The sequence below is a fragment of the Arthrobacter sp. B0490 genome (assembly GCF_002929355.1).
Lineage (GTDB): Bacteria > Actinomycetota > Actinomycetes > Actinomycetales > Micrococcaceae > Arthrobacter_D.
Genome location: NZ_PJIR01000001.1, coordinates 202,234 through 222,820 on the forward strand (window position 1 = coordinate 202,234; position 20,587 = coordinate 222,820).

General features: G+C 69.8%; 18 protein-coding genes. 4 read left to right on the forward strand and 14 right to left on the reverse strand.

The genetic code is table 11. The annotated features are described in order from the left end of the window. Window positions 1-57 precede the first annotated feature (57 nt). The 4 genes from CXQ97_RS00965 to clpS form a co-directional block, all read right to left on the reverse strand. Window positions 58-855 (reverse strand): MBL fold metallo-hydrolase, encoded by a 798-nt coding sequence (locus CXQ97_RS00965; protein WP_104178977.1) that lies wholly within the window; start codon window positions 853-855, stop codon window positions 58-60. Further along, window positions 852-1,760, reverse strand: coding sequence for a glutamate racemase (gene murI, locus CXQ97_RS00970; RefSeq protein WP_104178978.1), 909 nt, complete (start codon window positions 1,758-1,760; stop codon window positions 852-854). Before murI ends, CXQ97_RS00965 begins: the two co-directional genes overlap by 4 nt. A 147-nt stretch (window positions 1,761-1,907) precedes the next feature. Beyond that, a complete protein-coding gene (locus CXQ97_RS00975; protein ID WP_104178979.1) occupies window positions 1,908-2,483 on the reverse strand; it encodes a DUF2017 domain-containing protein in 576 nt (191 codons plus the stop codon). A 5-nt stretch (window positions 2,484-2,488) separates the two neighbouring features. Then, window positions 2,489-2,797 carry an ATP-dependent Clp protease adapter ClpS gene (gene clpS, locus CXQ97_RS00980; protein WP_104178980.1) on the reverse strand — a complete coding sequence of 103 codons (309 nt, stop codon included), beginning with the start codon at window positions 2,795-2,797 and terminating at the stop codon, window positions 2,489-2,491. A 122-nt stretch (window positions 2,798-2,919) separates the two neighbouring features. On the opposite strand from clpS, the gene CXQ97_RS00985 reads away from it, so the two are divergent. Continuing rightward, window positions 2,920-4,248 (forward strand): nicotinate phosphoribosyltransferase, encoded by a 1,329-nt coding sequence (locus tag CXQ97_RS00985; protein ID WP_258062175.1) that lies wholly within the window; start codon window positions 2,920-2,922, stop codon window positions 4,246-4,248. Further along, on the forward strand, window positions 4,245-4,865 hold the full coding sequence (locus CXQ97_RS00990; RefSeq protein ID WP_104178982.1) for an isochorismatase family protein: 621 nt from the start codon (window positions 4,245-4,247) through the stop codon (window positions 4,863-4,865). Before CXQ97_RS00985 ends, CXQ97_RS00990 begins: the two co-directional genes overlap by 4 nt. 64 nt (window positions 4,866-4,929) lie before the next feature. On the opposite strand, the gene CXQ97_RS00995 is transcribed toward CXQ97_RS00990, so the two are convergent. From CXQ97_RS00995 to CXQ97_RS01005, 3 genes are all read right to left on the reverse strand, one after another. Continuing rightward, entirely contained in the window at window positions 4,930-6,705 is a 1,776-nt protein-coding gene (locus CXQ97_RS00995) for a DEAD/DEAH box helicase (RefSeq protein WP_104178983.1), read from the reverse strand. Further along, a complete protein-coding gene (locus CXQ97_RS01000) occupies window positions 6,702-8,159 on the reverse strand; it encodes an MFS transporter (protein WP_104178984.1) in 1,458 nt (485 codons plus the stop codon). Before CXQ97_RS01000 ends, CXQ97_RS00995 begins: the two co-directional genes overlap by 4 nt. Window positions 8,160-8,429: 270 nt before the next feature. Then, window positions 8,430-8,729 carry a DUF3039 domain-containing protein gene (locus CXQ97_RS01005; RefSeq protein WP_104178985.1) on the reverse strand — a complete coding sequence of 100 codons (300 nt, stop codon included), beginning with the start codon at window positions 8,727-8,729 and terminating at the stop codon, window positions 8,430-8,432. A gap of 174 nt (window positions 8,730-8,903) precedes the next feature. Between CXQ97_RS01005 and CXQ97_RS20205 the strand changes: the two genes are divergently transcribed. Beyond that, window positions 8,904-10,349, forward strand: coding sequence for an HNH endonuclease signature motif containing protein (locus tag CXQ97_RS20205; RefSeq protein WP_104178986.1), 1,446 nt, complete (start codon window positions 8,904-8,906; stop codon window positions 10,347-10,349). Between the two features lie 301 nt (window positions 10,350-10,650). On the opposite strand, the gene CXQ97_RS19725 is transcribed toward CXQ97_RS20205, so the two are convergent. From CXQ97_RS19725 to CXQ97_RS20500, 7 genes are all read right to left on the reverse strand, one after another. Continuing rightward, window positions 10,651-11,556, reverse strand: coding sequence for a PKD domain-containing protein (locus CXQ97_RS19725; protein ID WP_181034933.1), 906 nt, complete (start codon window positions 11,554-11,556; stop codon window positions 10,651-10,653). A 71-nt stretch (window positions 11,557-11,627) separates the two neighbouring features. After that, window positions 11,628-12,317 (reverse strand): DUF6318 family protein, encoded by a 690-nt coding sequence (locus tag CXQ97_RS19320; RefSeq protein ID WP_146069546.1) that lies wholly within the window; start codon window positions 12,315-12,317, stop codon window positions 11,628-11,630. 208 nt (window positions 12,318-12,525) lie between these two features. Continuing rightward, a complete protein-coding gene (locus CXQ97_RS01025; RefSeq protein ID WP_104178989.1) occupies window positions 12,526-14,091 on the reverse strand; it encodes a transporter in 1,566 nt (521 codons plus the stop codon). Beyond that, window positions 14,073-14,882: an ABC transporter ATP-binding protein gene (locus CXQ97_RS01030; RefSeq protein ID WP_258062114.1), complete on the reverse strand. Its 810-nt coding sequence runs from the start codon at window positions 14,880-14,882 to the stop codon at window positions 14,073-14,075. Before CXQ97_RS01030 ends, CXQ97_RS01025 begins: the two co-directional genes overlap by 19 nt. Window positions 14,883-14,946: 64 nt before the next feature. Beyond that, window positions 14,947-16,059 carry an NADH:flavin oxidoreductase/NADH oxidase gene (locus tag CXQ97_RS01035; protein ID WP_104178990.1) on the reverse strand — a complete coding sequence of 371 codons (1,113 nt, stop codon included), beginning with the start codon at window positions 16,057-16,059 and terminating at the stop codon, window positions 14,947-14,949. 90 nt (window positions 16,060-16,149) lie between these two features. After that, the gene (locus tag CXQ97_RS01040) at window positions 16,150-17,106 is read right to left on the reverse strand and encodes a tetratricopeptide repeat protein (protein ID WP_104178991.1); all 957 of its coding nucleotides are present in this window, start codon (window positions 17,104-17,106) and stop codon (window positions 16,150-16,152) included. 53 nt (window positions 17,107-17,159) lie between these two features. Then, entirely contained in the window at window positions 17,160-18,935 is a 1,776-nt protein-coding gene (locus CXQ97_RS20500) for a hypothetical protein (protein ID WP_146069547.1), read from the reverse strand. A gap of 411 nt (window positions 18,936-19,346) precedes the next feature. Here CXQ97_RS20500 and CXQ97_RS01050 point away from each other — a divergent pair, with 411 nt between their 5' ends. Next, complete coding sequence (locus CXQ97_RS01050) at window positions 19,347-20,543, forward strand: AI-2E family transporter (protein ID WP_258062176.1); 1,197 nt, start codon at window positions 19,347-19,349, stop codon at window positions 20,541-20,543. The last annotated feature ends 44 nt before the right edge of the window (window positions 20,544-20,587 follow it).

Here is a 20,587-nt window from a genome sequence, read left to right on the forward strand (position 1 = left end):
GGCGGGCGGCCCGCGATCCGGTACGGCCGGCCGGTGCGGGGCCTGCCGGGGAGTGCGTCACACCGTGTAGGAGACGCCGGCGACGGCGACGGCGAGATGGCCCCCGTAGCTCTCCTTGGCTTCGCTCACGGCGACGCTGGCGTCGTTCCAGACGGGGAGGTGGGTCAGCAGCAGCCGCTTGGCGGACGCGCGGGTCGCCACGTCGCCCGCACGCTTGCCCGTGAGGTGCACGCCGGTGATGGCGTCGTCCCGCCCCTCGTGGAAGGCGGCCTCGCACAGGAAGACGTCGGCGTCCCGAGCCGCGTCCACCAGTCCCTCGCAGGCGTCGGTGTCCCCCGAGTAGGCGAGGACGTGCGGGCGGCGGGTACCCTGGGCGTCCGCCTCGGTCACCTCGACCCGCAGCGCGTAGGCCTCCTCGATGGGGTGCAGGACCCGGTAGGGGGTGATGGTGAAGGGACCCACCGCCACCGCCGCACGGTCCTCCCACGAGCGGAAGTCGAAGTCCTCGTGCATCCCGGGATCGGGGTCGAGGCCGTAGGCACTGGCCATCCGGTCCGCCGTCGCCGCCGGACCCCAGACGGGGATGCGGGGCAGCCCCCAGCCCGAGGGGTCCCAGTGGACGGCGACGTGGAGACCGCAGAGGTCCATGCAGTGGTCGGGGTGCAGGTGGGACAGGAACACGCCGTCGATCTCGCGCAGGTCCATGTACCGCTGGAGGGCTCCGAGGGAGCCGTTGCCCAGGTCGAGGAGGATGCGCCACGTGCGCCCCTCCCACTCGGCACTCAGCAGGTAGCAGGACGCCGGGGACTGGGGGCCGGGGAAGGATCCGCTGCAGCCGACGATGGTGAGTTTCATACCGGCGGGAACCCGGCGGCGATCATCTCGGGCGTGATCCGCGCGAGGCTGCCGGTCGGGTACTGGGCGGCGACGTGGTCGACGTGCTGGACGCTGAGCACCTCGGGCCCCAGGAAGCGGCGCGCGAGCACCTCGAACCCCGCGGCGTCGCCCGTGGCGATGAAGCGGTGCACCGCGGGCGACGTTCCGGTCCGCTCGAGGTCGTGGGAGACGAGGGCCCGGTACACGTCCTTGGCGGTCTCCTCCGCACTGGAGACGAGGGTCACGGCGTCGCCCATGACGTAGGAGATGACGCCCGTCAGCAACGGGTAGTGGGTGCAGCCGAGCACGAGCGTGTCGACATCCGCGTCCTTGAGGGGCGCGAGGTACTCCTCGGCCGTCCTCAGCAGCGCCGGGCCGCCCGTGATGCCGGCTTCCACGAACTCGACGAAGGCCGGGCACGCCACGGACGTGACGTCGAGGTGCGGCGCGGCGGCGAAGGTGTCGTCGTAGGCGCGGGACCCGACGGTCGCACTCGTGCCGATGACGCCGATCCGGCCCGACCGGGTGGACGCCACGGCACGGCGCACGGCGGGCTGGATGACCTCGATCACGGGGATGCCGTAGCGGGCGGTGTACCGCTCCCGCGCGTCGCGGAGCACGGCCGCGGACGCGGAGTTGCAGGCGATCACCAGGAGTTTCACGCCGGAGTCGACGAGCTCGTCCATCACGCCCAGCGCGTGGGCGCGGACCCGGGCGATCGGGAGCGGACCGTAGGGACCGTTCGCCGTGTCGCCGACGTACATGATGGACTCGTGCGGGAGCTGGTCGATGACGGCTCGTGCGACGGTCAGTCCCCCGACGCCGGAGTCGAAGATGCCGATGGGCGCTTCGCTGCGGTCGGGGTTCGCTGGCTCTGGGCTCATGATCCTCCGAGAATATGGCGTGCCGCCCACGAAAACTATTCGCCGATCCGTGGGTTTTGTCACAGCGCGTCGCCCGCCCTGCACGTTCATGCCGCCGTCCGGCTGATGTGCGGTAGCTTTCCGGTGCGGTTCCGCCACGCTTCGGCGTCAGCGCTGCAGCCGGGCCGCCTTCAGCATCGCCTGCACGAGCGACTCCTGGAGCCACGTGATGAAGTTGTACACCAGCGCGAGGTAGGACTCGACGTCGTCGACGTCCTTGGAGTCCGCGACGTCGTGGAGCCGTTCGGCGTCCTCCTCCGTCTCGATACTGAGCCGGTCGGCCAGGACCAGCCGGACGTCGTTGAGGGCCTGCGCGAGGAGGCGTGCCTGCTCGTCCGTGAGCGCGATCGGGTTCGACTCGATCACCAGGGCGCTGCTGCGCAGGGCCCCGATCTTCTGCTCCCGCAGCGACCGCTCGGTCAGGCGACGGAAGGCGAGTGCCTCGTCGTCGTCCCCGCGGACGGCGTCGGGCAGGAGGCGCAGGACCGCGGAGTCGTCGGGGGCCGCGGACTCGGCGTCGGCGCCCGACATGCCTACGAGGGCGGCCAGCGGGTCGTCGCTGGGACCCGTCTCGGGTTCGAGCATGGAGATGACGTCGTCGAACAGGGCTCCGAGGAGGCGCGCCTCACCCGGTTCCAGTGCTCCGGTGATGCCGCGTCGTGTCGATTTGAACGGTTTCGCCATCGGGCCTACTCGCTCCCGCTCTTCTCGAAGGTGGCCCACAGTCCGTAGGAGTGCAGGGCGACGGTGTCCTGCTCCACCTTCTCGCGGCTGCCGGAGACGACGGCGGAACGGCCCTGCTCGTGGACCTCGAGCATCAGGGTGCGCGCCTTGGCCTCGCTGTAGCCGAAGTACGTCTGGAAGACGTAGCTCACGTAGCTCATGAGGTTCACGGGGTCGTTCCAGACCACCACGACCCAGGGCTGGTCGAGGTCGGTCTTCTCGGCCGTCCGCGTCTGTTCCAGGGTGTCGGTGCCGGTTGCAAAGCCTACGGTCATCCCCTCATTCTAGGTCGCTCCACCCCCGCCCGTTGCCCGGGTACTCACACCCCGGGCGCCCCGCTATCGTTTTGAGGGTGACCAACGCCCTGACCACCGATCCGTCCGACGCTGCCGGCGCGGTGCCTCCCGCCGTGAACCTGCCCAACAGCGCACTCTTCACCGACCAGTACGAGCTCACGATGCTGCAGGCCTCGCTGCACTCGGGCGCCGCCCATCGCCGGTCGGTGTTCGAGGCCTTCGCACGCCGCCTCCCGGCGGGCCGGCGCTACGGCGTCGTCGCGGGGACGGGACGCCTGCTGGAGGCCCTGGAGACCTTCCGGTTCGACGACGCGCAGCTCGCGTTCCTCGGCGACCACGGGATCGTCGACGACACCACCCTCGACTTCCTGGCCGGTTTCCGGTTCACCGGATCCATCTCGGGGTACGCGGAAGGCGAGGCGTACTTCCCGAACTCGCCGATCCTGACCGTGGAGTCCACCTTCGCCGAGGCCTGCATCCTCGAGACGCTCGTCCTCTCGATCCTCAACCACGACAGCGCGATCGCCTCCGCCGCGTCACGGATGACGGGCGCGGCCGCCGGACGGCCCTGCATCGAGATGGGGTCGCGCCGCACGCACGAGGAAGCCGCCGTCGCCGCCGCCCGCGCCGCGATCATCGGTGGTTTCTCGAGCACGTCCAACCTGGAGGCGGGCCGCCGGTACGGTCTGCCGACGGTCGGCACGGCCGCCCACTCGTTCACGCTCCTGCACGATTCCGAGCGTGCCGCGTTCGAGGCGCAGGTCGCCGCGCTCGGCCGGGGTACCTCGCTCCTCGTGGACACCTACGACGTCGAACAGGGCGTCCGCACGGCCGTGGAGGTTGCTGGGCCCGAGCTCGGCGCCGTCCGCCTGGACTCCGGCGACCTCGTCGCCCAGGCCCGCTGGGTGCGGCAGCTCCTGGACGACCTCGGGAACCACACCACCAAGATCGTGGTGACCTCGGACCTCGACGAGTTCGCCATCGGGCTCCTCGCCTCCGCCCCGGTCGATTCCTACGGTGTCGGCACGTCCCTCGTCACGGGCTCCGGGGCCCCGACCGCGGGCATGGTCTACAAGCTCGTGAGCCGGCAGGACGACGAGGGCACCTTCATCTCCGTGGCCAAGGCGGCGAAGAACAAGGCATCGGTGGGCGGGCTGAAGCAGGCACTGCGCAGGCTCGACGAGCACGGGATCGCCCAGACCGAGGTCGTCGGCATCGGGATCAACCCGGCCAACGACGGCGACGACCGTCCACTCGTGCAGCCGTTCGTGAAGGACGGTGACGTGCTGCCCGGCTGGACCGGCCCGGAGGCCGTCCGCCGGGCGGCCGAGCGCCACATGCGATCCCTCGCCGAGCTGCCGGGGGCCGTCCGGCGCCTGCAGCGCGGAGAGCCCGTCATCCCCACCGAGTACGAGGAGGCAGCATCATGACGCGCGCATTGATCGTCGTGGACGTGCAGAACGACTTCTGCGAGGGCGGTTCGCTCGCCGTGCAGGGCGGTGCGCAGGTCGCGGCCGACATCAGCGACCACATCGACGGACAGGCAGGGTCGTACGACTACGTCGTCGCCACGCAGGACTGGCACATCGATCCGGGGGCGCACTTCTCCGAGGAACCCGACTTCGTCGACTCGTGGCCGGTGCACTGCGTCGCCGACACGAGGGGGGCCGAGTTCCACCGGGACCTCGACACGGAGAGCATCGACGCGGTCTTCCGCAAGGGCCAGTTCGAGGCCGCCTACTCGGGCTTCGAGGGGGTCAAGGCGCCCGACGACGAAGTCCCCACGGGTGACCAGAAGCTCGGCGGGGCCGCCGGGAGCGACGAGGACCCCATGACCCTCGACGACTGGCTGCAGGACCACGACGTGGACGAGGTCGTGATCGCGGGCCTCACGACGGACTACTGCGTGCGGGCGACCGCTCTGGATGCGCTCCAGGCCGGCTACTCCGTCACGGTGAGGGCGGACCTCGTCCGCGGCGTGCACGAGGACAAGTCCGAGGAAGCCCTCGAGGAACTGGAGGCGGCCGGCGTCGAGCTGGCCCGCTAGACCTTCCGGACGCACGAAGGCCGGGCTGGTTCGACCAGCCCGGCCTTACCTCGTACGTGGGGCTCTACTTCTTGCCGATGAACCAGTCCTGCAGCTTCTGCAGGCGGCGCTGGAGCTGGTCCTCGTTGGCCTGCGCCACGGCAGGACCGCCGCACTGGCGGCGCAGCTCGGTATGGACCTGGCCGTGCGGCATGCCCGTCCGCGCGGCCCACGCGGACACGTTCTTGGCGAGCTGGCCACGCAGCTCGGTGAGCTGCCGGTGGTCCACCACGAGAGGTTCGGCGGGAGCCGCCGCATGGCGGGTCTTGCGGCGCGACTGCTGGTCCTGCTGTCGCTGGCGCAGCACCTGGCCGACCTGGTCGGCGTCGAGCAGCCCGGGGATGCCGAGGAAGTCGAGTTCCTCCTCGCTGCCCATCTCGCCGCCGGTCCCGAACTCGCCGCCGTCGAACAGGACGCGGTCGAACGACGCCTGCGATTCGAGGGCCTCGAACTTCTGCTTCGTCAGGGAGTCCGACGCCTTGTCCTCGCGGTTGGCGGCCTCCATGAGCGCGTCCTCGAGGCCGAATCCCTCGTCGTCCTTCTCGGGACGGTCGAGGGCATGGTCGCGTTCGAGTTCGAGCTGGTTCGCGAGCGCCATGAGGTTCGGTACCGAGGGCAGGAAGATCGACGCCGTCTCGCCACGGCGTCGGGCTCGCACGTACCGGCCGACGGCCTGCGCGAAGAACAGCGGGGTCGCCGTCGAGGTGGCGTAGACGCCGACGGCGAGGCGCGGGACGTCGACGCCCTCGGACACCATGCGCACGGCCACCATCCAGCGCTTGTCGCCCGCGGAGAAGTCCTCGATCTTCGAGGACGCCTTCGCGTCGTCGGAGAGGATCACGGTCGGGGACTCTCCCGTGATCCTTTTGAGCTGGCCCGCGTAGGCGCGGGCGTCGTCGTGGTCCGTCGCGATGACGAGTCCGCCGGCGTCGTGCACGGTGCGCCGCACCTCGGTGAGCCGTTTGTCGGCGGCGGCGAGGACCGACGGGATCCACTCGCCGGCCGGGTTGAGCGCGGTCCGCCACGCCTGGGCGGTGATGTCCTTGGTCACCGACGCTTCGCCGAGCGACGCCGCCATCTCCTCGCCGGCACTGGTCCGCCAGCGCATCTGGCCCGAGTACGCCATGAACATGACGGGTCGGACCACGTGGTCGCGGAGGGCCTGACCGTAGCCGTAGGTGTAGTCGGCGCGCGAGCGGCGGATGCCGTCGCGGTCCTCGGCGTACTCGACGAACGGGATCGCCGCGGTGTCCGAGCGGAAGGGCGTCCCGGTGAGCGCGAGCCGCCGTGCGGCCGGCTCGAAGGCCTCACGGATGCCGTCGCCCCAGGAGAGCGCGTCGCCGCCGTGGTGGATCTCGTCGAGGATCACGAGGGTCCGGGCGGCTTCCGTCTTCGCGCGGTGCAGCATGGGCTTGCTGGCGACCTGCGCGTACGTCACGGCGACGCCGATGAAGGCACCTCCGTGGCGGCCGTCCGCGTTCTTGAAGTTGGGGTCGATCGCGAGGCCGACCTTCGCGGCGGCATCGGCCCATTGGCGCTTGAGGTGGTCGGTCGGGGCGACGACCGTGATCCGGTTGACGATGCCGCGATCCACGAGCTCGGTCGCCACCCGGAGGGCGAAGGTCGTCTTGCCCGCGCCAGGGGTGGCCACGGCGAGGAAATCGGTCGGGGATGCGAGGAAATACTTCTCCAGCGCTTCGCTCTGCCACTGGCGCAGCTTGGGGGCCGTACCCCAGGCGGCGCGCTCGGGATATGCGGGGGGCAGGGCTGCGCCGGCACCGAACAGGGTGTCATTACTCACGCCGGGACAGTACCTTCCATTGACTTGCTGGGGGCGAGACCGGGACCGTCATCGGATGACCTGGCCCCTCTCAGACCCGAAACTATACCCGCTGCCGTGAACACCCACAGAGCCAGCCAGATCGCAACAAAGGTCGGCACGTGCCCCGGGTCGGCGGGGTCGTGCAGGAGCGCGAAGAGGGCGCCGGCGCCGGCGGTCCCTGCGACGCCGCCGAGCTGGTCGGAGATCTGCAGCGCGGCCGAGTTGCGTCCCTGCTCGCTGGGCGCCGACAGTTTCAGCACCAGCACGGAGGTGCTGGAGAGGGTCATCCCCATGGCGAAGCCCGACAGTCCCCACACCACGGCCAGCACCCACAGAGGTGCTTCCACGGCCGTCGCGAGGGCGAAGCCGCCGAGCGACAGCGAGAGGATGGAGGACCCGGCGACGAGCAGCCACCGACGATCGAAGGTCACCCGCGCCTGGACGAAGGAGCCGGCACTCCAGCCGAGCGCTCCGGCGCTCAGCGTGAGGCCGGCGGTACCCGGGTCGATGTCCCTCGAATTCACGAGCATCAGGGGGATGAACGCCTCGGTCCCGAAGAAGGAGACGTTCACGATGCCGCGCGTCGCGATGATGCTCGGCAGCCCGCGGGCGAGGACGAGCGCGCCCTTGGGCAGGAGGGGTGGCAGGACGAGGAGGGCGACGACGACGCCCGCGACGGACAGGACCACGAGACCCGCCACGGTCGCGGCAGCGGGGTCCTGCGTGTCCGCGAGCCGGACGACGCCCCACTGGGCGGCGAGGACGCCACCGGCCAGGGCGACGCCGCGCAGCACCCGGCTCTTCGCGGGGCCCGCCTCGGTCGGCTCCATGGGACCGAGCTTCCTCGTCTTCGGCCACACGATCACGACGGCGGCGAGCACCACGGGGGCGACGCCGAGGAACACCCAGCGCCACCCGAAGTTCTCCGTGACGAATCCCGCGACCACGGGACCGATCAGCGCGGGCAACACCCATGCGGCGGCGAGCCAGCCGAACACGACCGGCTGGGCCTTCTGGGGGAAGGACCGCCCGATGACGACGTACACCGCCACGATCATGAAGCCCCCGCCCAGACCGGACACCGCGCGGCCCACCGTGACGAGCCAGAAGTCCGGAGCCGCTCCCGCTGCGAGGAGCCCGAGGATCATCAGGCCCAGCCCCACGGCGAGCGCTGGTCGTGGACCCCTGCGGTCGCACCACGAGCCCGCGACGACGGTACCGAGCAGGGACGCCGTCAGGTACATGGAGAAGGCGAGGCCGTAGCTCGATTCGCCGGAGAGTTCATGGGCCACGGACGGCATCGCGGTGATGACGGCCATCGCCTCGAAGGCCGCGCAGGTGATGATGGCGAGGATGCCGATGGTGAGTGGTCGCAGCTCGGGCGACATCACTCCTGCGGTCCTGTTCCCTGCCGTCCTGGCGGTCTTGCTCATGTCACCTTGTTCTCGTGGCGTGGTTCGCTCGTGGAGGCCGGCCGCGGTCGGCGACAGCACTCAGGCAGGCCGGCTGCGGAGCTCTCCGAGCCGGACGCGGCGCCTTCCTGCCTCCTCGACGTGCGCCGAGGGCGGTCGGCGAAGCCGCGCGTCGGGTCTCGTCCAGGTAGGTTGTCGCAAGTCGTCCGAAGTTGCTGGCGATCCAGCCCGTGCCAGCGGTCGGCTCACCGCGGACCGTCTCGCGATGTCGCGTGCAGTGCTGATCGGCCGTCAGTCCTCGGGCTTGTCCTTCCCCGGGCGAAGACCGTTGTAGATCTCCTTGCACTCGGGGCAGACGGGGAACTTCTCCGGGTCACGGCCCGGGGTCCACACCTTGCCGCAGAGTGCGATCACGGGCTCGCCGGTGAAGGCGGACTCCATGATCTTCTCCTTGCGGACGTAGTGCGCGAAGCGCTCTGCGTCACCGGGCTCGACCTCCTGACGGAGTTCCTCACGTTCGATGGTCGCCGTGGAGCCGCCTGTGCCGGCATCGAGGGGATCGTTTGCGAAGGGATCTGCGGGCATAGTCATGGGCCCAGTCTATCGCCCGGCCGCGCCCGTCCTACAGGGGCCGGCGGCGGTGATCGCCCATATTTCCTCTCCTGGAATCACCGCGCCTTCGACCGATGAATTGTCCCTGTCGGGTGGACGGGAGGTATTCCCGGCAGCCTTATAGTGTCGGTGGTGGGGTCGATAATAGGGGGCATGAGGACGACTGCGGGGTACCGTGCGGAATGTGAGCGGATCGACGCCCGCATCCTGTTCCTCGCCGCGGAGAAAGCACGCATCGACGCGGACCTCGCGACCGCCACCGAGGAACTCCACAAACTCCTGGAAGACGAATTCTTCGATTACCAATCCGGCGGGCAGCCCGGCGAGCAACCTCCTGAGCAACGGGCGAGGCGGCGCCGTACGAACCTCGCCGACACCACGACCGCGACCGAACTGGCCTGCCTGCTCCGAATCCCCGAACGCACCGCGCACCGCTTCGTCCAACACTCCGCCGTGCTGGTCAACCACCATCCCAGAACCCTCGCGGCCCTGCGCGCCGGAACCATCTCCTGGGCCCACGCGACCACGCTGGTCCACGAATACACCGGACTGCCCGACGCCACAGCGGCTCTCCTCGAAGACCAGCTCCTGCCCCTCGCCGCCGAGACGACCACGAGCCGCCTCGCCGTCAAGGCCCGGACCCTGCGCACCCGGCTGCACCCCGACACCCTCCACCAACGCGCTGCGACCGCCACCAGTCGCCGCCGCGTGGACCTCGAACCCGATCATGACGCGATGGCCTGGCTGCACGTCCATCTCCCCGCGGCCGATGCCACCGCCATCGACGCCCGCCTCACCACCACCGCCCGTTCTCTGCAGACCCCCACCGAACCCCGCACCCTCACCCAACTGCGCACCGACATCCTCACCGACCTCCTCCTCACCGACCCGCTCCCCTGCCCCGGCTGCACCGGGTGCCCGGACAGCAGCGGTGCCGGCACCACGGGCTCGGGCACTACGGGCTCAGGCACTACGGGCTCGGGCACTAGGGTCTCGGGCACCACGGGCACGGGCACCACGGTCTCGGGCACGGCCAGTGCGGGCGGGACGTGCGGTGGCGGGTGCTGCGCCGGTGCGTCCGGGCCCCGGGTGGGGGCGCACGTCAACGTCACCGTGCCCGTGCTGACCCTCCTCGGCGTCGACGACGCCCCCGCCGACCTCGAAGGGTACGGACCGATCCCCGCCGACATCGCCCGCCGCCTCGCCGCCCACGCCCCTTCCTTCACCCGCATCCTCACCCACCCCGAAACCGGTGCCGTCCTCAGCGTCGGCCGCAGCTCCTACGCCGTCCCGGCAGACCTCAAACGCTGGCTCCGCGTCCGCGACCAGACCTGCCGCCACCCCGGCTGCTCTATCCCCGCCTCACGCTGCGACCTCGACCACACCGTGCCCTGGTCCCATCAGGGACGCACCGACGCCACCAACCTCGCCTCCCTCTGCCGTAAACACCACATGCTCAAGACGCAAGGCATCTGGCACTACACCCAGAACCCCGATGCCTCCGAGACACCCGGCAGCTACAGCACACCGGGCGCCCTCACCGCCACCTCTCCCACCGGCCGCACCTACATCACCGAACCCGACCCACCACCCTTCTAGCTCCTGCAGCCCCGTAAGTCGGAGGCACACTGCACCGGTGACACCTCGAGCCCAACACTCCGCAGGCAGCAGCCGATGAAGAGTTGTCCGCACCGAATGGCGGGCACCGAATGGCGGGCACCGGATGGCGGGCACCGGATGGCGGGCACCGGATGGCGGGGACGCGACGGAGGACACCGGCCGGCGGGCCCACACCGGCGGGCAGGGGCCAGGCGCGACGGCATCACACCGAGTATCCGCTCAGGAACCGACGGCCCGGAGCAGACGGCCAGGAAGAAGGTCAGCAGACATTCCGGTGCTGTCAGCGCGTGGGTGGTTCGCAGCCGATACCGGTCGGGTTCTCCAGACAGTCCTGACTTACCTGATGGGTCCGAGTGCGCCAGATACTCATGAGATGCGGCGCGGAGACGACCGCGGCTTCTCCGGCGACCGGCTGGAACGGACCACCGTCGACCGAATAGTCACCGGCGAAGAACGTGGTCACTGTGACCTGGAAGTCCCCGGTCTGAGCGTACTGGTGGCTCGTCGCCGTGGGCGTGTTGAAAGCGTTCTCGATGATGGGGCCCCCGGGCGTGGAGGTCGTCGTGCTGAAGCCGTCGCCGTAGTCCCATCGGTAGGACACCGGTCGGGCCTTGAGCACGATCGACGCGTCCTGGAAGTCGAACGCGAATTCCTGGTCCTGGGCCTTGGCATAGATGTTCGAGTGGGCGTTCCTCAATCCGAAGTTCGAGGGCTGCGACAGGATCGTCGCCGCGAGGACGGGCTGTTTCTGGAACTCCTCCAGCGTGATCACGATCGGTGCTTCCGCCGGCGTCACCCCGCCCTCGATCGGTGGCTCAGGCGGCTGCCCTGGGTACATGCACGAGGAGCGGCCTGTCGGTGTCCGTGTCGGAGGCTGCACATTCGTGTTCACGGCGATCCAGTTCACCAGGATGCCGCCCTCCTGAGCAGCACAACGCGCATCGATCCGCGGACAGGTGGCCGGATCTAGATCCTCACCCACACGAGCCGTACAAGCACGCTCATAGGTGTACTCGATGCCGTCATCTACCGGCAGGGCTGCGGGCTCCGCTGCAACCGGCAACCCGGCATTCGGCACGGCTTGCTGTACTGCACGGCGGCTGGACGTAGACGAGTTTTTACTAGATACCGCCGAAAAAGATCCCTCTGAAACGAAGGCGCTCGGTGGATCTCCCTCGTCAGCCACTGCCAGCCACCCTCCCATCAGACACAGAGCAGCTGACAGCATAAACCCTGCGAAGCAACAGCGACATCGCATTAGGTGCCCTCCGGTTTTCCATAATCGAGCACGATCCAACTGCCGTTAGTGAATGCAGCGAAAATCACATCGACTACTGGCTCTGGCGCGGCATCAGTCCGAATTTCGATCCCGTCGCTTCCATAAAATGTGATATCAGATTGCCCATTCGTCACAAACACCTGTATAGATCCCTGCGTATTGATCGCAAAGTCTGTTACAAATTCCTCGAGAATAAATTCTCCGCCTTCAATATATTGACCCTTGTTGTAAATTCCCTGGACTATCTCAACGTACTTATCGCATGTCCTGCACCCCGGGTCAGTAACTGCTTCGAACGGTGCCCAGTCGTTCGTCTCGTAGCCATAGGAGAACAGCTCGAACCAGTACTCGGTAAATGCCTCGAGCCCTTCGGCCGAGTTCTCGTCCGCCAGCGCGGGCTTCACCGGCACAGGGATGTTCGATGCCGGCCCGGCCGAGGAAGCCGGTGAGGGTTCAGGAGAAGCGGACGCTGTCGGCGCCGCAGAAGCAGGCGACGATGCTGAGGAAGAGGAGGACGGCTGAGGATCAGGGTCAGGTTCCGCCGTCGGATCCGGGTCGCCCTGGCATCCCGTCAGCAGCACCAGCGCGACGGCCGCTCCGGCCAGCCTCGGCAGTACCGTCCGACGACGACTGCGCCTACCATGACCGATTGCCCGCACAAGGAACACGCAACTCCCCCATCACAGTCGTCGACCGACCCGGAATGCGCCTCAGCATAGCCCCAAGCGCTCATCCTCTACAGGGTTATGCACACCCCAAAAGGGGGCGGGGTTCTACGGACAGGTCGAGCTCCCACGCGTCGCCCACGGCCTGCCCGGCATCTGCCGGCGGGACGCCGGACACTCGCCTCGATCCCGAGGGGGAGGCCTCGAGCAGTCAGCGGTTGGCGGAGACGGCGAGCAGCAGCTCCGGGGCGCGGCGGTCGTACCATCTCCCGCCCGTCCGGATGCCGACCACCAGCAGCACCCCGCCGAGAGCGAATCCCACCAGGACGGTCAGCCAGCCGTACAGCGACTGCCCCGTCACGAAGTAGGCGACGGTCAGGACGATCTCGGGCAGCGCCAGGAGCAGCATGACGAACCACCCGATGAACTGGACGGCGAACATCGTGAAGTTCGTGCCCGGCGGCGTCTTGAAGGCGCTCTCCCCGGGTAGCGGAACGTTGTAGGTGTATCGCGCCGACACGATGCTCGACAGCCCGGCGCCGGTCAGCAGCAGACCGATCGACAGTCCCACCATCACGGGCAGATCCTCGGTGCGGCCCGTGATGAGCAACGGCCCCACCGTGAACACCAGCGTGATCGGCAGCGCGAAGACGAGCAGCGCGGCCGCACGTCCGAGGCGGTCGTCGCGGCCACTCACGCCGGTGGAGACATGCAGGCTGAAGGCGGTGTTGTCGTACGAGATGTCGGCCGAGATGGACCAGGCGAGGAGGAATGCGGTGAGGGGTCCGAGGAACGCGAAGGCCGTCCCTGAGCCCCCGCCCGAGAAGTACAGCAGCACCGCGACGAACGGGATCACCACGAGGGAGGCGGAGTACCGCGGGTCGCGGAGCCAGTAGGTCAGCGCCCTCGCCGCCACGGCCCCGGCCGGAGTGGCAGGGAAACGGGCGAACCAGCCCAGGTTTCCACCGGCGCGCTTGGACACCGCGTTGTAGGGAGGTGTGACCAGGGCATGGGTGAGGCTGCGGCTCCACAGCACGAGGAACAGCACCAGGGTGGCCGCACCGATCAGGAACTTCAGGAGGGCCGCCCCGGGCTCGCCCGCGGCGACGTCGGCCGGTGCGGCCCAGAGGGCACCGAGCGGAGTCCAGGCGAGGATGTCGGCGAGGGACCGCGCGAAGCCGGGCGAGCTCTGGAACCCGGCGGTTACTCCCCCGATGATCGGGCCGAGGAAGATCAGGGGGATGAACGCCACGATGCCGTTGACGTCCTTGAAGCGGCGCGATCCGGTCATGGAGGACACCGCGGTGGTCACGAGACGGGAGGCGACCACGCACAGCAGGACGGCGAGCAGACCGCAGACGAGGGCGGTCAGGGCGGCCGCCGGATAACGGATCCAGGTGATCACCTGCGTCAGCGAGGCGATGAGCGTCACCACGCCCGGGATGCCCAGTATCCCGCCCAGAACGAGCCCGGCGAGCAGCTGGCGCATGGGGATCGCGAAGGTCACGAACCGAGCGGGGTCGAGCGTCATGTCGATGCCGGTCGCCGCGATGGGGATGATGATCCAGCCGAGCACGGTCGCCGAACCGCCGATCACGAGGATGGTCCGGATCAGCTCGAGCTCCGCCGTACCGAGCAGCACGAGACCGACCACGAGCACGCCCAGGAGGCCCAGTCCGTACAGCCCGCCGAGGATCACACCGATGAGCTGGCCCGTGCTCCGCCTGAGGGAATTGCGCAGCAGGAGGAGCTTGAGCCTCAGGAGGTCCGCAACCACGACAGTCCTTCCGATGTGCTGCGGCCGCCGACGAGCTCGACGAAGCGGTCCTCCAGCGTGGCGTCCCCCCGGACCTCGTCGACGGTGCCCGCGGCGAGGACGGTCCCTGCCGCGATGACCGCGACGTGGTCGCACATGCGCTGCACGAGGTCCATCACGTGGCTGGACACGATGACCGACCCGCCGGAGCGCACGTAACCCGCCAGGATGTCGCGGATGTTCGCGGCCGAGACCGGATCGACGGACTCGAACGGCTCGTCGAGGACCAGCAGCCTCGGCGCGTGGATCAGGGCGGACGCGAGGGCGATCTTCTTCGTCATGCCTGCCGAGTAGTCCACCACGAGCGTACCGGCGTCGTTGGTCAGGTCGAGGGCACGCAGCAGGTCCCCCGTGCGCTCGATCACCGTCTCGCGGTCCATGCCGCGCAGCAGTCCCGCATAGGTCACGAGCTGCTCGCCGGTGAGCCGGTCGAACAGCCGGACGCCGTCGGGCAGGATACCCATCAGCTTCTTCGCCTCGAGCGGTTGTCCCCACACGTCCACGCCGTGCACCGTGACCGAACCGAAGTCCGGGCGCAGCAGGCCGGTGGCCATGGAGAGGGTGGTGGTCTTGCCGGCACCGTTGGGACCGACGAGCCCGTAGAAGGAGCCCGGCGGCACGTCGAGGCTGATGCCGTTGACGGCGATCTTCTCCCCGAAACGCTTGGCGAGACCGCGGATGCTCAGGGCGGCCGTACCGGTTCTGGTCTGCGGATTGTTCTCATCGGTCGGCGATGGCACGAGGGAACTCATGCTGTCACGCTAGCAACGCCCGCTCGCGCCCCTCGTCATCCCAAAGGACGAGAAGGAGGGCTCGTCAGAAGCCGCCGGCCCGCTCGTACTGGGGCGCCGGCACCAGGTCATGGCCGAGCTCGTGCGCCGCCCGCATCCACCAGTGCGGGTCACGCAGGGCCGCCCGGGCGATGAGGACGACGTCCGCCCGATCCGCGCGGATGACGTCGTCGGCCTGCCGCGGATCACTGATGAGGCCGACGGCGCCCGTCGGGACGCCGGAGGACCGCACCTCCTCGGCGAGGGACACCTGGTAACCCGGTCCCACCGGGATCGCCGCGGCCGGGACCGCGCCGCCGGACGACACGTCCACGAAATCGACGCCCTCCTCCGCGGCACGCTTGGCGAGCCGCGCCGACACGGCGCCGTCGATCCCGCCCTCGGTCCAGTCGGAGGCGGAGACGCGCAGCAGCAGCGGCATGCTCTCAGGGATGACGCGGCGGACTTCCCGGATCACCTCGAGCGTCAGACGGAACCGGGCCTCCTCCGAACCGCCCCAGCCGTCTGTGCGGGTGTTGACCAGCGGCGAGAGGAACTGGTGCAGCAGGTACCCGTGGGCGCCATGGATCTCGATGGTGTCGAAGCCGGCGTCCACGGCTAGCGCTGCCGCCGCCCCGAAGTCGCGGATGACCTTCTCGATGTCCTCGTCCGTCATGGCGCGGGGAGCTGCGTACCGCCCGAAGGCTTCGTCGGTGGGCCCGACGGTCTCCCAGCCGCCCTCCGACGCGGGGACCGAGTCGTGCTTGCCACTGAAGGGCCAGTACGTGGACGCCTTGCGCCCGGCGTGGGCGAGCTGCACGGCGGTCTTCGTGCCGACGGCGCTGTGCTCGTGGATGAAGTCGTTGATGCGGCGCCAGGCCCCGGCCTGCTCCTGCGTGTAGATACCGGCATCGCGCGGGCTGATCATGCCCTCGTGGCTCACGGCCGCCGCCTCCGTGATGATCAGCGCCGCACCCCCGGTGGCGAACTGGCCGAGGTGCACGAGGTGCCAGTCGGTGGGCACCCCGGGGGCGCCGACGGGGTCGCACGAGTACTGGCACATCGCGGCGACCCAGCCGCGGTGCGGCAGGTCCAGGGCGCGGAGCGTGATGGGATCGAACAGGCCGGGCGTACCGGCGGGAGTTGCTGCGGAAGTCATGGCATCCTCTGGGGGTCGAACGGGATCAGTGCCGGGATCAGTGCCGGGATCAGTGCCGGGATCGGTGCCGGGAGGGCGTCCGGTGTCCTGCTAGAACAGGGCGCGGGCGAGCGCCCCGCGGGCCTTGGTCACCCGCGGATCGGTGACACCGACGACGTCGAACAGTTCCAGCAGGCGCTTGCGCGCGGTCTCCCGGTCCTCGCCCGAGGTACGCGCGATGAAGGCGACGATGCGGTTGAAGGCGTCCTCGACGTGCCCACCCGTGAGATCCAGATCCGCCACGGCGAGCTGGGCCTCGACGGCGTCGGGCTCGTCGGCGCCGCGCTGCCGCACTGCCGCGGCGTCGACGTCCTGTACGCGCTGCATGAGTTCCACCTGCGCGAGCCCCGCCTTCGCGTCCGCGTCGGCCGGCTGCTCGGCCAGCGCGCGGCGGTAGGCCGAGGCGGCGGTGGCGTAGTCCCCGGCCTCGATGGCGTCGAAGGCCTCCTGGTGCAGGGGCGGCAGCGGCGGCTCCGCGGGGGCGGCGGGGCCCGGCTCCGAGCCGTCGTTGAGCGTCCCTGTCACGCCGTTGGCCTCGGCCACCTTCAGGAGCTCGTCGAGGTAGGCGCGGATCTGCGGGTCGGGCAGCGCGCCCTCGAACAGCGGCACCGGCTGGCCCTTGACCACGGCGACGACGGTCGGCGCACCCTGGGCCTGGAACGCCAGGGCGATCTGCGGCTGGGCCTCGAGGTCCACGTTGGCGAGCAGGATCCGCCCGTCGGACTCCACCGCGACCGCCTCGAGGACGGCGGTCACCTGGGTGGACTGCTCACTCCAGGTGGCGCGGAGGTTCACGATGACGGGCACCTGGGAGGAGAGCTGCACCAGCTGCGGGAACGTCTGCTCGGTGACCTCGACGATGTAGGGGCTCTGTCCTGCCGAGGGCTGGCGTGCCGCGGCCGGTCGGGCTGCCGCGTCGGCGCGTGCCTTGAGCGCGGACAGGTCCACCGCTCCCCGCAGGTTCATGCTCGACGGCGGCATCCCGCCCCGCTGTGCTGGTGTCGACAATGCTCTGCCTTTCTCTGGCTGACTGGAGTGGACGCTGGTGGCGGGGTGCCGGTTCAGCGGAGTTTCGCGGACAGCAACTGCTGTGCGGCGCCGATGACCCGGATCTTATCGTCGCTTCCGGCCGGGGGGACGTACATCATCACGGCTTCGCCGTAGTTGACGTCGATGCCCTTCCCGCTGGTGTCCTTGCCGGTCAGCGACCGGTACACCGTCCCCTTGAGGTCGATGCTGTCGCCGGCGCCCTTGGGGACGCTGGCGTAGGTGTGGGTGAGGTAGCCGAACACCATCGCTCCGCCGTCGCCCGTCTGGAGGGCCTGCGTGCGCTCGCCCTGCGCCTGGTGGGTGAAGGTGATGTTGGCAGCCTTGTTGCCCGGGTCGGCGACCACGCCGGCCTGGAACTCGGTGATGGCCTCGGAGAAGGAGTTCTCCTCGAACGTCCCGGCGTTGGCGCCGGTCGGCTTGGTGAGGAAGTCGGCGATGGACGCCACGGCGTCCTGCGGCGCCTTCGCGAGCGCTCCGGCGTCGTCGAGCGGCACCGGGCCCGAGGCACCGGGTGCCGGCGGGGAGGGGAACTTACTGCCGGGCAGCATCTGGACCGCCGAGGTCAGCTTGTAGTTCTCGCGCGGCGTCTCCTGCACCAGGAGGAGTGCCTGCGGCACCGGGTTGTCGTCGCTCTGCGTCAGGGCGACGATGGTGCGGGGCCACTCCGCGTCGGTGGGGATCATGTCCAGCAGGACGGGATCCGCGGCGACCGGCACCGGCACGGCGGCCTTGGCGTCCTTGGCCCGGACCGCATAGGAGCCGGTGCGCAGGTCCAGCGCGGCGCCGTCGACCCGCGGGGCGAGGCGCTCGGCGTCGGCGGCCGCATCGGCGTCGGCGACGGTCGAGGCGACGGCCCCGAGGATGCGTTCGAGCTGGCCGGCGAGGACGACGGGCGGACCGCTGGCCGCGCTCCCGGCCGACGGCGCACCGGTGGCTGCGGACGACGGCGTCGCGTCTGCGGTGGAGGAGTCGGTGGAGGAACCGGTGGAAGCTGGAGCGGAGGCGCTGGGCGTGGCCGACGGCGTCGTCGTCGCCATCCCCGGGGCGACGCCCAGCAGCGAGCCGCCCGCGACGAGACCCGCGACGAGGGCCGAGCCGGGGACGGCGATCGAGGATGCCCCGGACCTGCCGGCCTGGGCGCTCCGGCGCGCGTGAGCACGGGTGCCCTCGGCCGGCTCGGTCCCGGCCTTGCCGCGGCGGGTGCGCGGGGGAACGAAGAGGAGCGCGATCCCGAGGACCACGACCAGCGCCCCGCCGATGATCAGCGGCAACGCGAACGGCGTGGACTGGTCGTTGGGGCGTGTGACGGAGACCTGCGTGGGTGCGGGCGCCGTCCCGTCGGCGGCGAGCAGGATCGACCAGTCGCCCTCCACGGGCTCGCTCCACCGGTAGGTGAGCGTCCCGTCGCCGGGCTCCTCACTGACCCACAGGTCGCTGCCGCTCGGGTCGGGGACGGTGTCCTCACCGTCCGTGTGGTCGGCGGACAGCGTCTCCCCGGCGATCCCCGTGACGCTCAGGTGTGCTGCCCCGCCTACCCACGCCTCGACGTCGGAGGTCCGGCCGATCGCGAGGGTGAAGGGACCGTCCGCCTCCACGGTGACGTCGACCGGTCCGTCGGCGTCGCCCCGTGCGCCCGGCTCGATCACGGTGACGGGCGCGGACTGCGCATCCTGGGCGACGCCGGCCGTGACCGTCTCGGCAGGAGCCCAGAGGGTGCGCTGCCCGATGCCGAGGAGCATCAGCAGGAGCCCTGCCACGATGATCGGTACTGCTGTCTTTCCGCGCACTCGTTGCCTATCGTCGTCCGTTCCGGCGGACCGCCTGGCCCTCTCCGCTCTGATGGCCCGGCGCATGCGGCGGCGGGCCATCAGGAATAGTCACCCAATGGTAACGAAGTTCCCCCGCCGGGTCGGGCACGGACCCTGCGGACGGGGAGGAACCCGGGCCGCCCGGAGCCTGCGGGACCGCCGGGGAGTCGACCCGTCAACCACCTTGTCGGCGGTGCCCGGCTGTTAGGGTTTCGCTAGTCGTCCCACCCCGCGGAACTGGCACCGCACGTCCGAAAGCAGAGCTCTTCGTTGACAGACCACCAGGAAGTCCCGCTCGACCAGCCGCTTCCGCGGCCCGAGCCGCCCGGGACCGGCGGGGACGCGCAGCCCTCCCGTGACGTGCCGGCCGACCCCGGACCGCCGACGACCCTGAGGGCGCTGTTCTCGCTCGCCCGGAAGTCCCTGCCGGCGGCGCAGCCGCGGCCCCGCTTCGAGTTCCCGCCGGAACGCGAGCCGGGGGGTGTCGCCGTCGATCCGGATGTCTCGCTCGCCGACGAGCGCCTGAAGTTCAGTGGTGCCTACCCCCGGAGCATGAGGACCCACCCCATCCACTTCGGGTTCATGATGAGCGTGGGCGTGGGCCTCGCGCTGCTGGCCTTCTTCATCATCACCAACGTGGGCCAGCTCCTGGTGTGGATCGGGGCGGCCCTCTTCATCGCCCTCGGGCTGGACCCGATCGTCCGGTGGCTCGAGAGCAAGGGCGTCCCGCGCCCGGCCGGCATCGCGGTGGCCCTGACCATCCTCGTGAGCATCGTGGCCGGGTTCTTCGCGCTGCTCATCCCGACGATCGTGAGCCAGACCTCCCAGATCGTGGACCGCGCCCCGGGCTACGCCGATGACTTCCTGAACTCCGAGTTCTTCACGACGCTCGACGAGCAGTTCCAGGTCCGCGACCGCGTCGTCTCGGAGATCGACAAGTTCTTCGCGAACAGCGAGGCCGTCGGAGGGATCTTCGGCGGCGTGCTCGGCGTGGGCACCGTGATCATCAACGGCCTGTTCGGTTCGCTGGTGATCCTGGTCCTCGCGCTCTACTTCCTCGCGTCCCTGCCGTCCATCAAGAAGTGGGCGTACCGCCTCGCGCCGCGCTCGCGCCGGCCCCGCGTGGAGGTCCTCTCCGAGGAGATCACGCGCAGCGTGGGTATGTACGTGATCGGCCAGGCCTGCGTGGCCCTGCTGAACGGCACGTTCGCGTTCATCGTGATGACGATCGCCGACGTCCCGTTCTCCGTCCTGCTGGCGTTCGTCGTCGTCCTGCTGGCCTTCATCCCGCTGGTCGGCGGCACCATCGCCGCGGTGATCGTCAGCCTGATCGCCCTGACGGTGGGCTGGCACACCGCCCTCCTGTTCGCGGTCCCGTACGTGGCATACCTGCAGTTCGAGGCCTACTTCATCTCGCCGCGCATCATGCAGCGTGCGGTCGCGGTCCCTGGCGCGGTGGCGGTGATCGCCGTCATCGCCGGCGGCAGCCTCCTCGGCGTCCTCGGCGCGTTGATCGCCATCCCGACGGCGGCGGCCGTCATGCTCCTCCTCAAGGAGGTGTTCATCGCCCGCCAGGACGGACAGTAGCTCGGTCGGCCCGGCCCGGTCCGCCCGGACCGGCGGCCGAGCCG

Bases quoted from the DNA above. Each gene is read 5' to 3' on its own strand.
- CXQ97_RS00965 (WP_104178977.1), bottom strand. From the start codon at position 855: ATGAAACTCACCATCGTCGGCTGCAGCGGATCCTTCCCCGGCCCCCAG.
- murI (WP_104178978.1), bottom strand. From the start codon at position 1,760: ATGAGCCCAGAGCCAGCGAACCCCGACCGCAGCGAAGCGCCCATCGGC.
- CXQ97_RS00975 (WP_104178979.1), bottom strand. From the start codon at position 2,483: ATGGCGAAACCGTTCAAATCGACACGACGCGGCATCACCGGAGCACTG.
- clpS (WP_104178980.1), bottom strand. From the start codon at position 2,797: ATGACCGTAGGCTTTGCAACCGGCACCGACACCCTGGAACAGACGCGG.
- CXQ97_RS00990 (WP_104178982.1), top strand. From the start codon at position 4,245: ATGACGCGCGCATTGATCGTCGTGGACGTGCAGAACGACTTCTGCGAG.
- CXQ97_RS01000 (WP_104178984.1), bottom strand. From the start codon at position 8,159: ATGAGCAAGACCGCCAGGACGGCAGGGAACAGGACCGCAGGAGTGATG.
- CXQ97_RS01005 (WP_104178985.1), bottom strand. From the start codon at position 8,729: ATGACTATGCCCGCAGATCCCTTCGCAAACGATCCCCTCGATGCCGGC.
- CXQ97_RS20205 (WP_104178986.1), top strand. From the start codon at position 8,904: ATGAGGACGACTGCGGGGTACCGTGCGGAATGTGAGCGGATCGACGCC.
- CXQ97_RS01030 (WP_258062114.1), bottom strand. From the start codon at position 14,882: ATGAGTTCCCTCGTGCCATCGCCGACCGATGAGAACAATCCGCAGACC.
- CXQ97_RS01035 (WP_104178990.1), bottom strand. From the start codon at position 16,059: ATGACTTCCGCAGCAACTCCCGCCGGTACGCCCGGCCTGTTCGATCCC.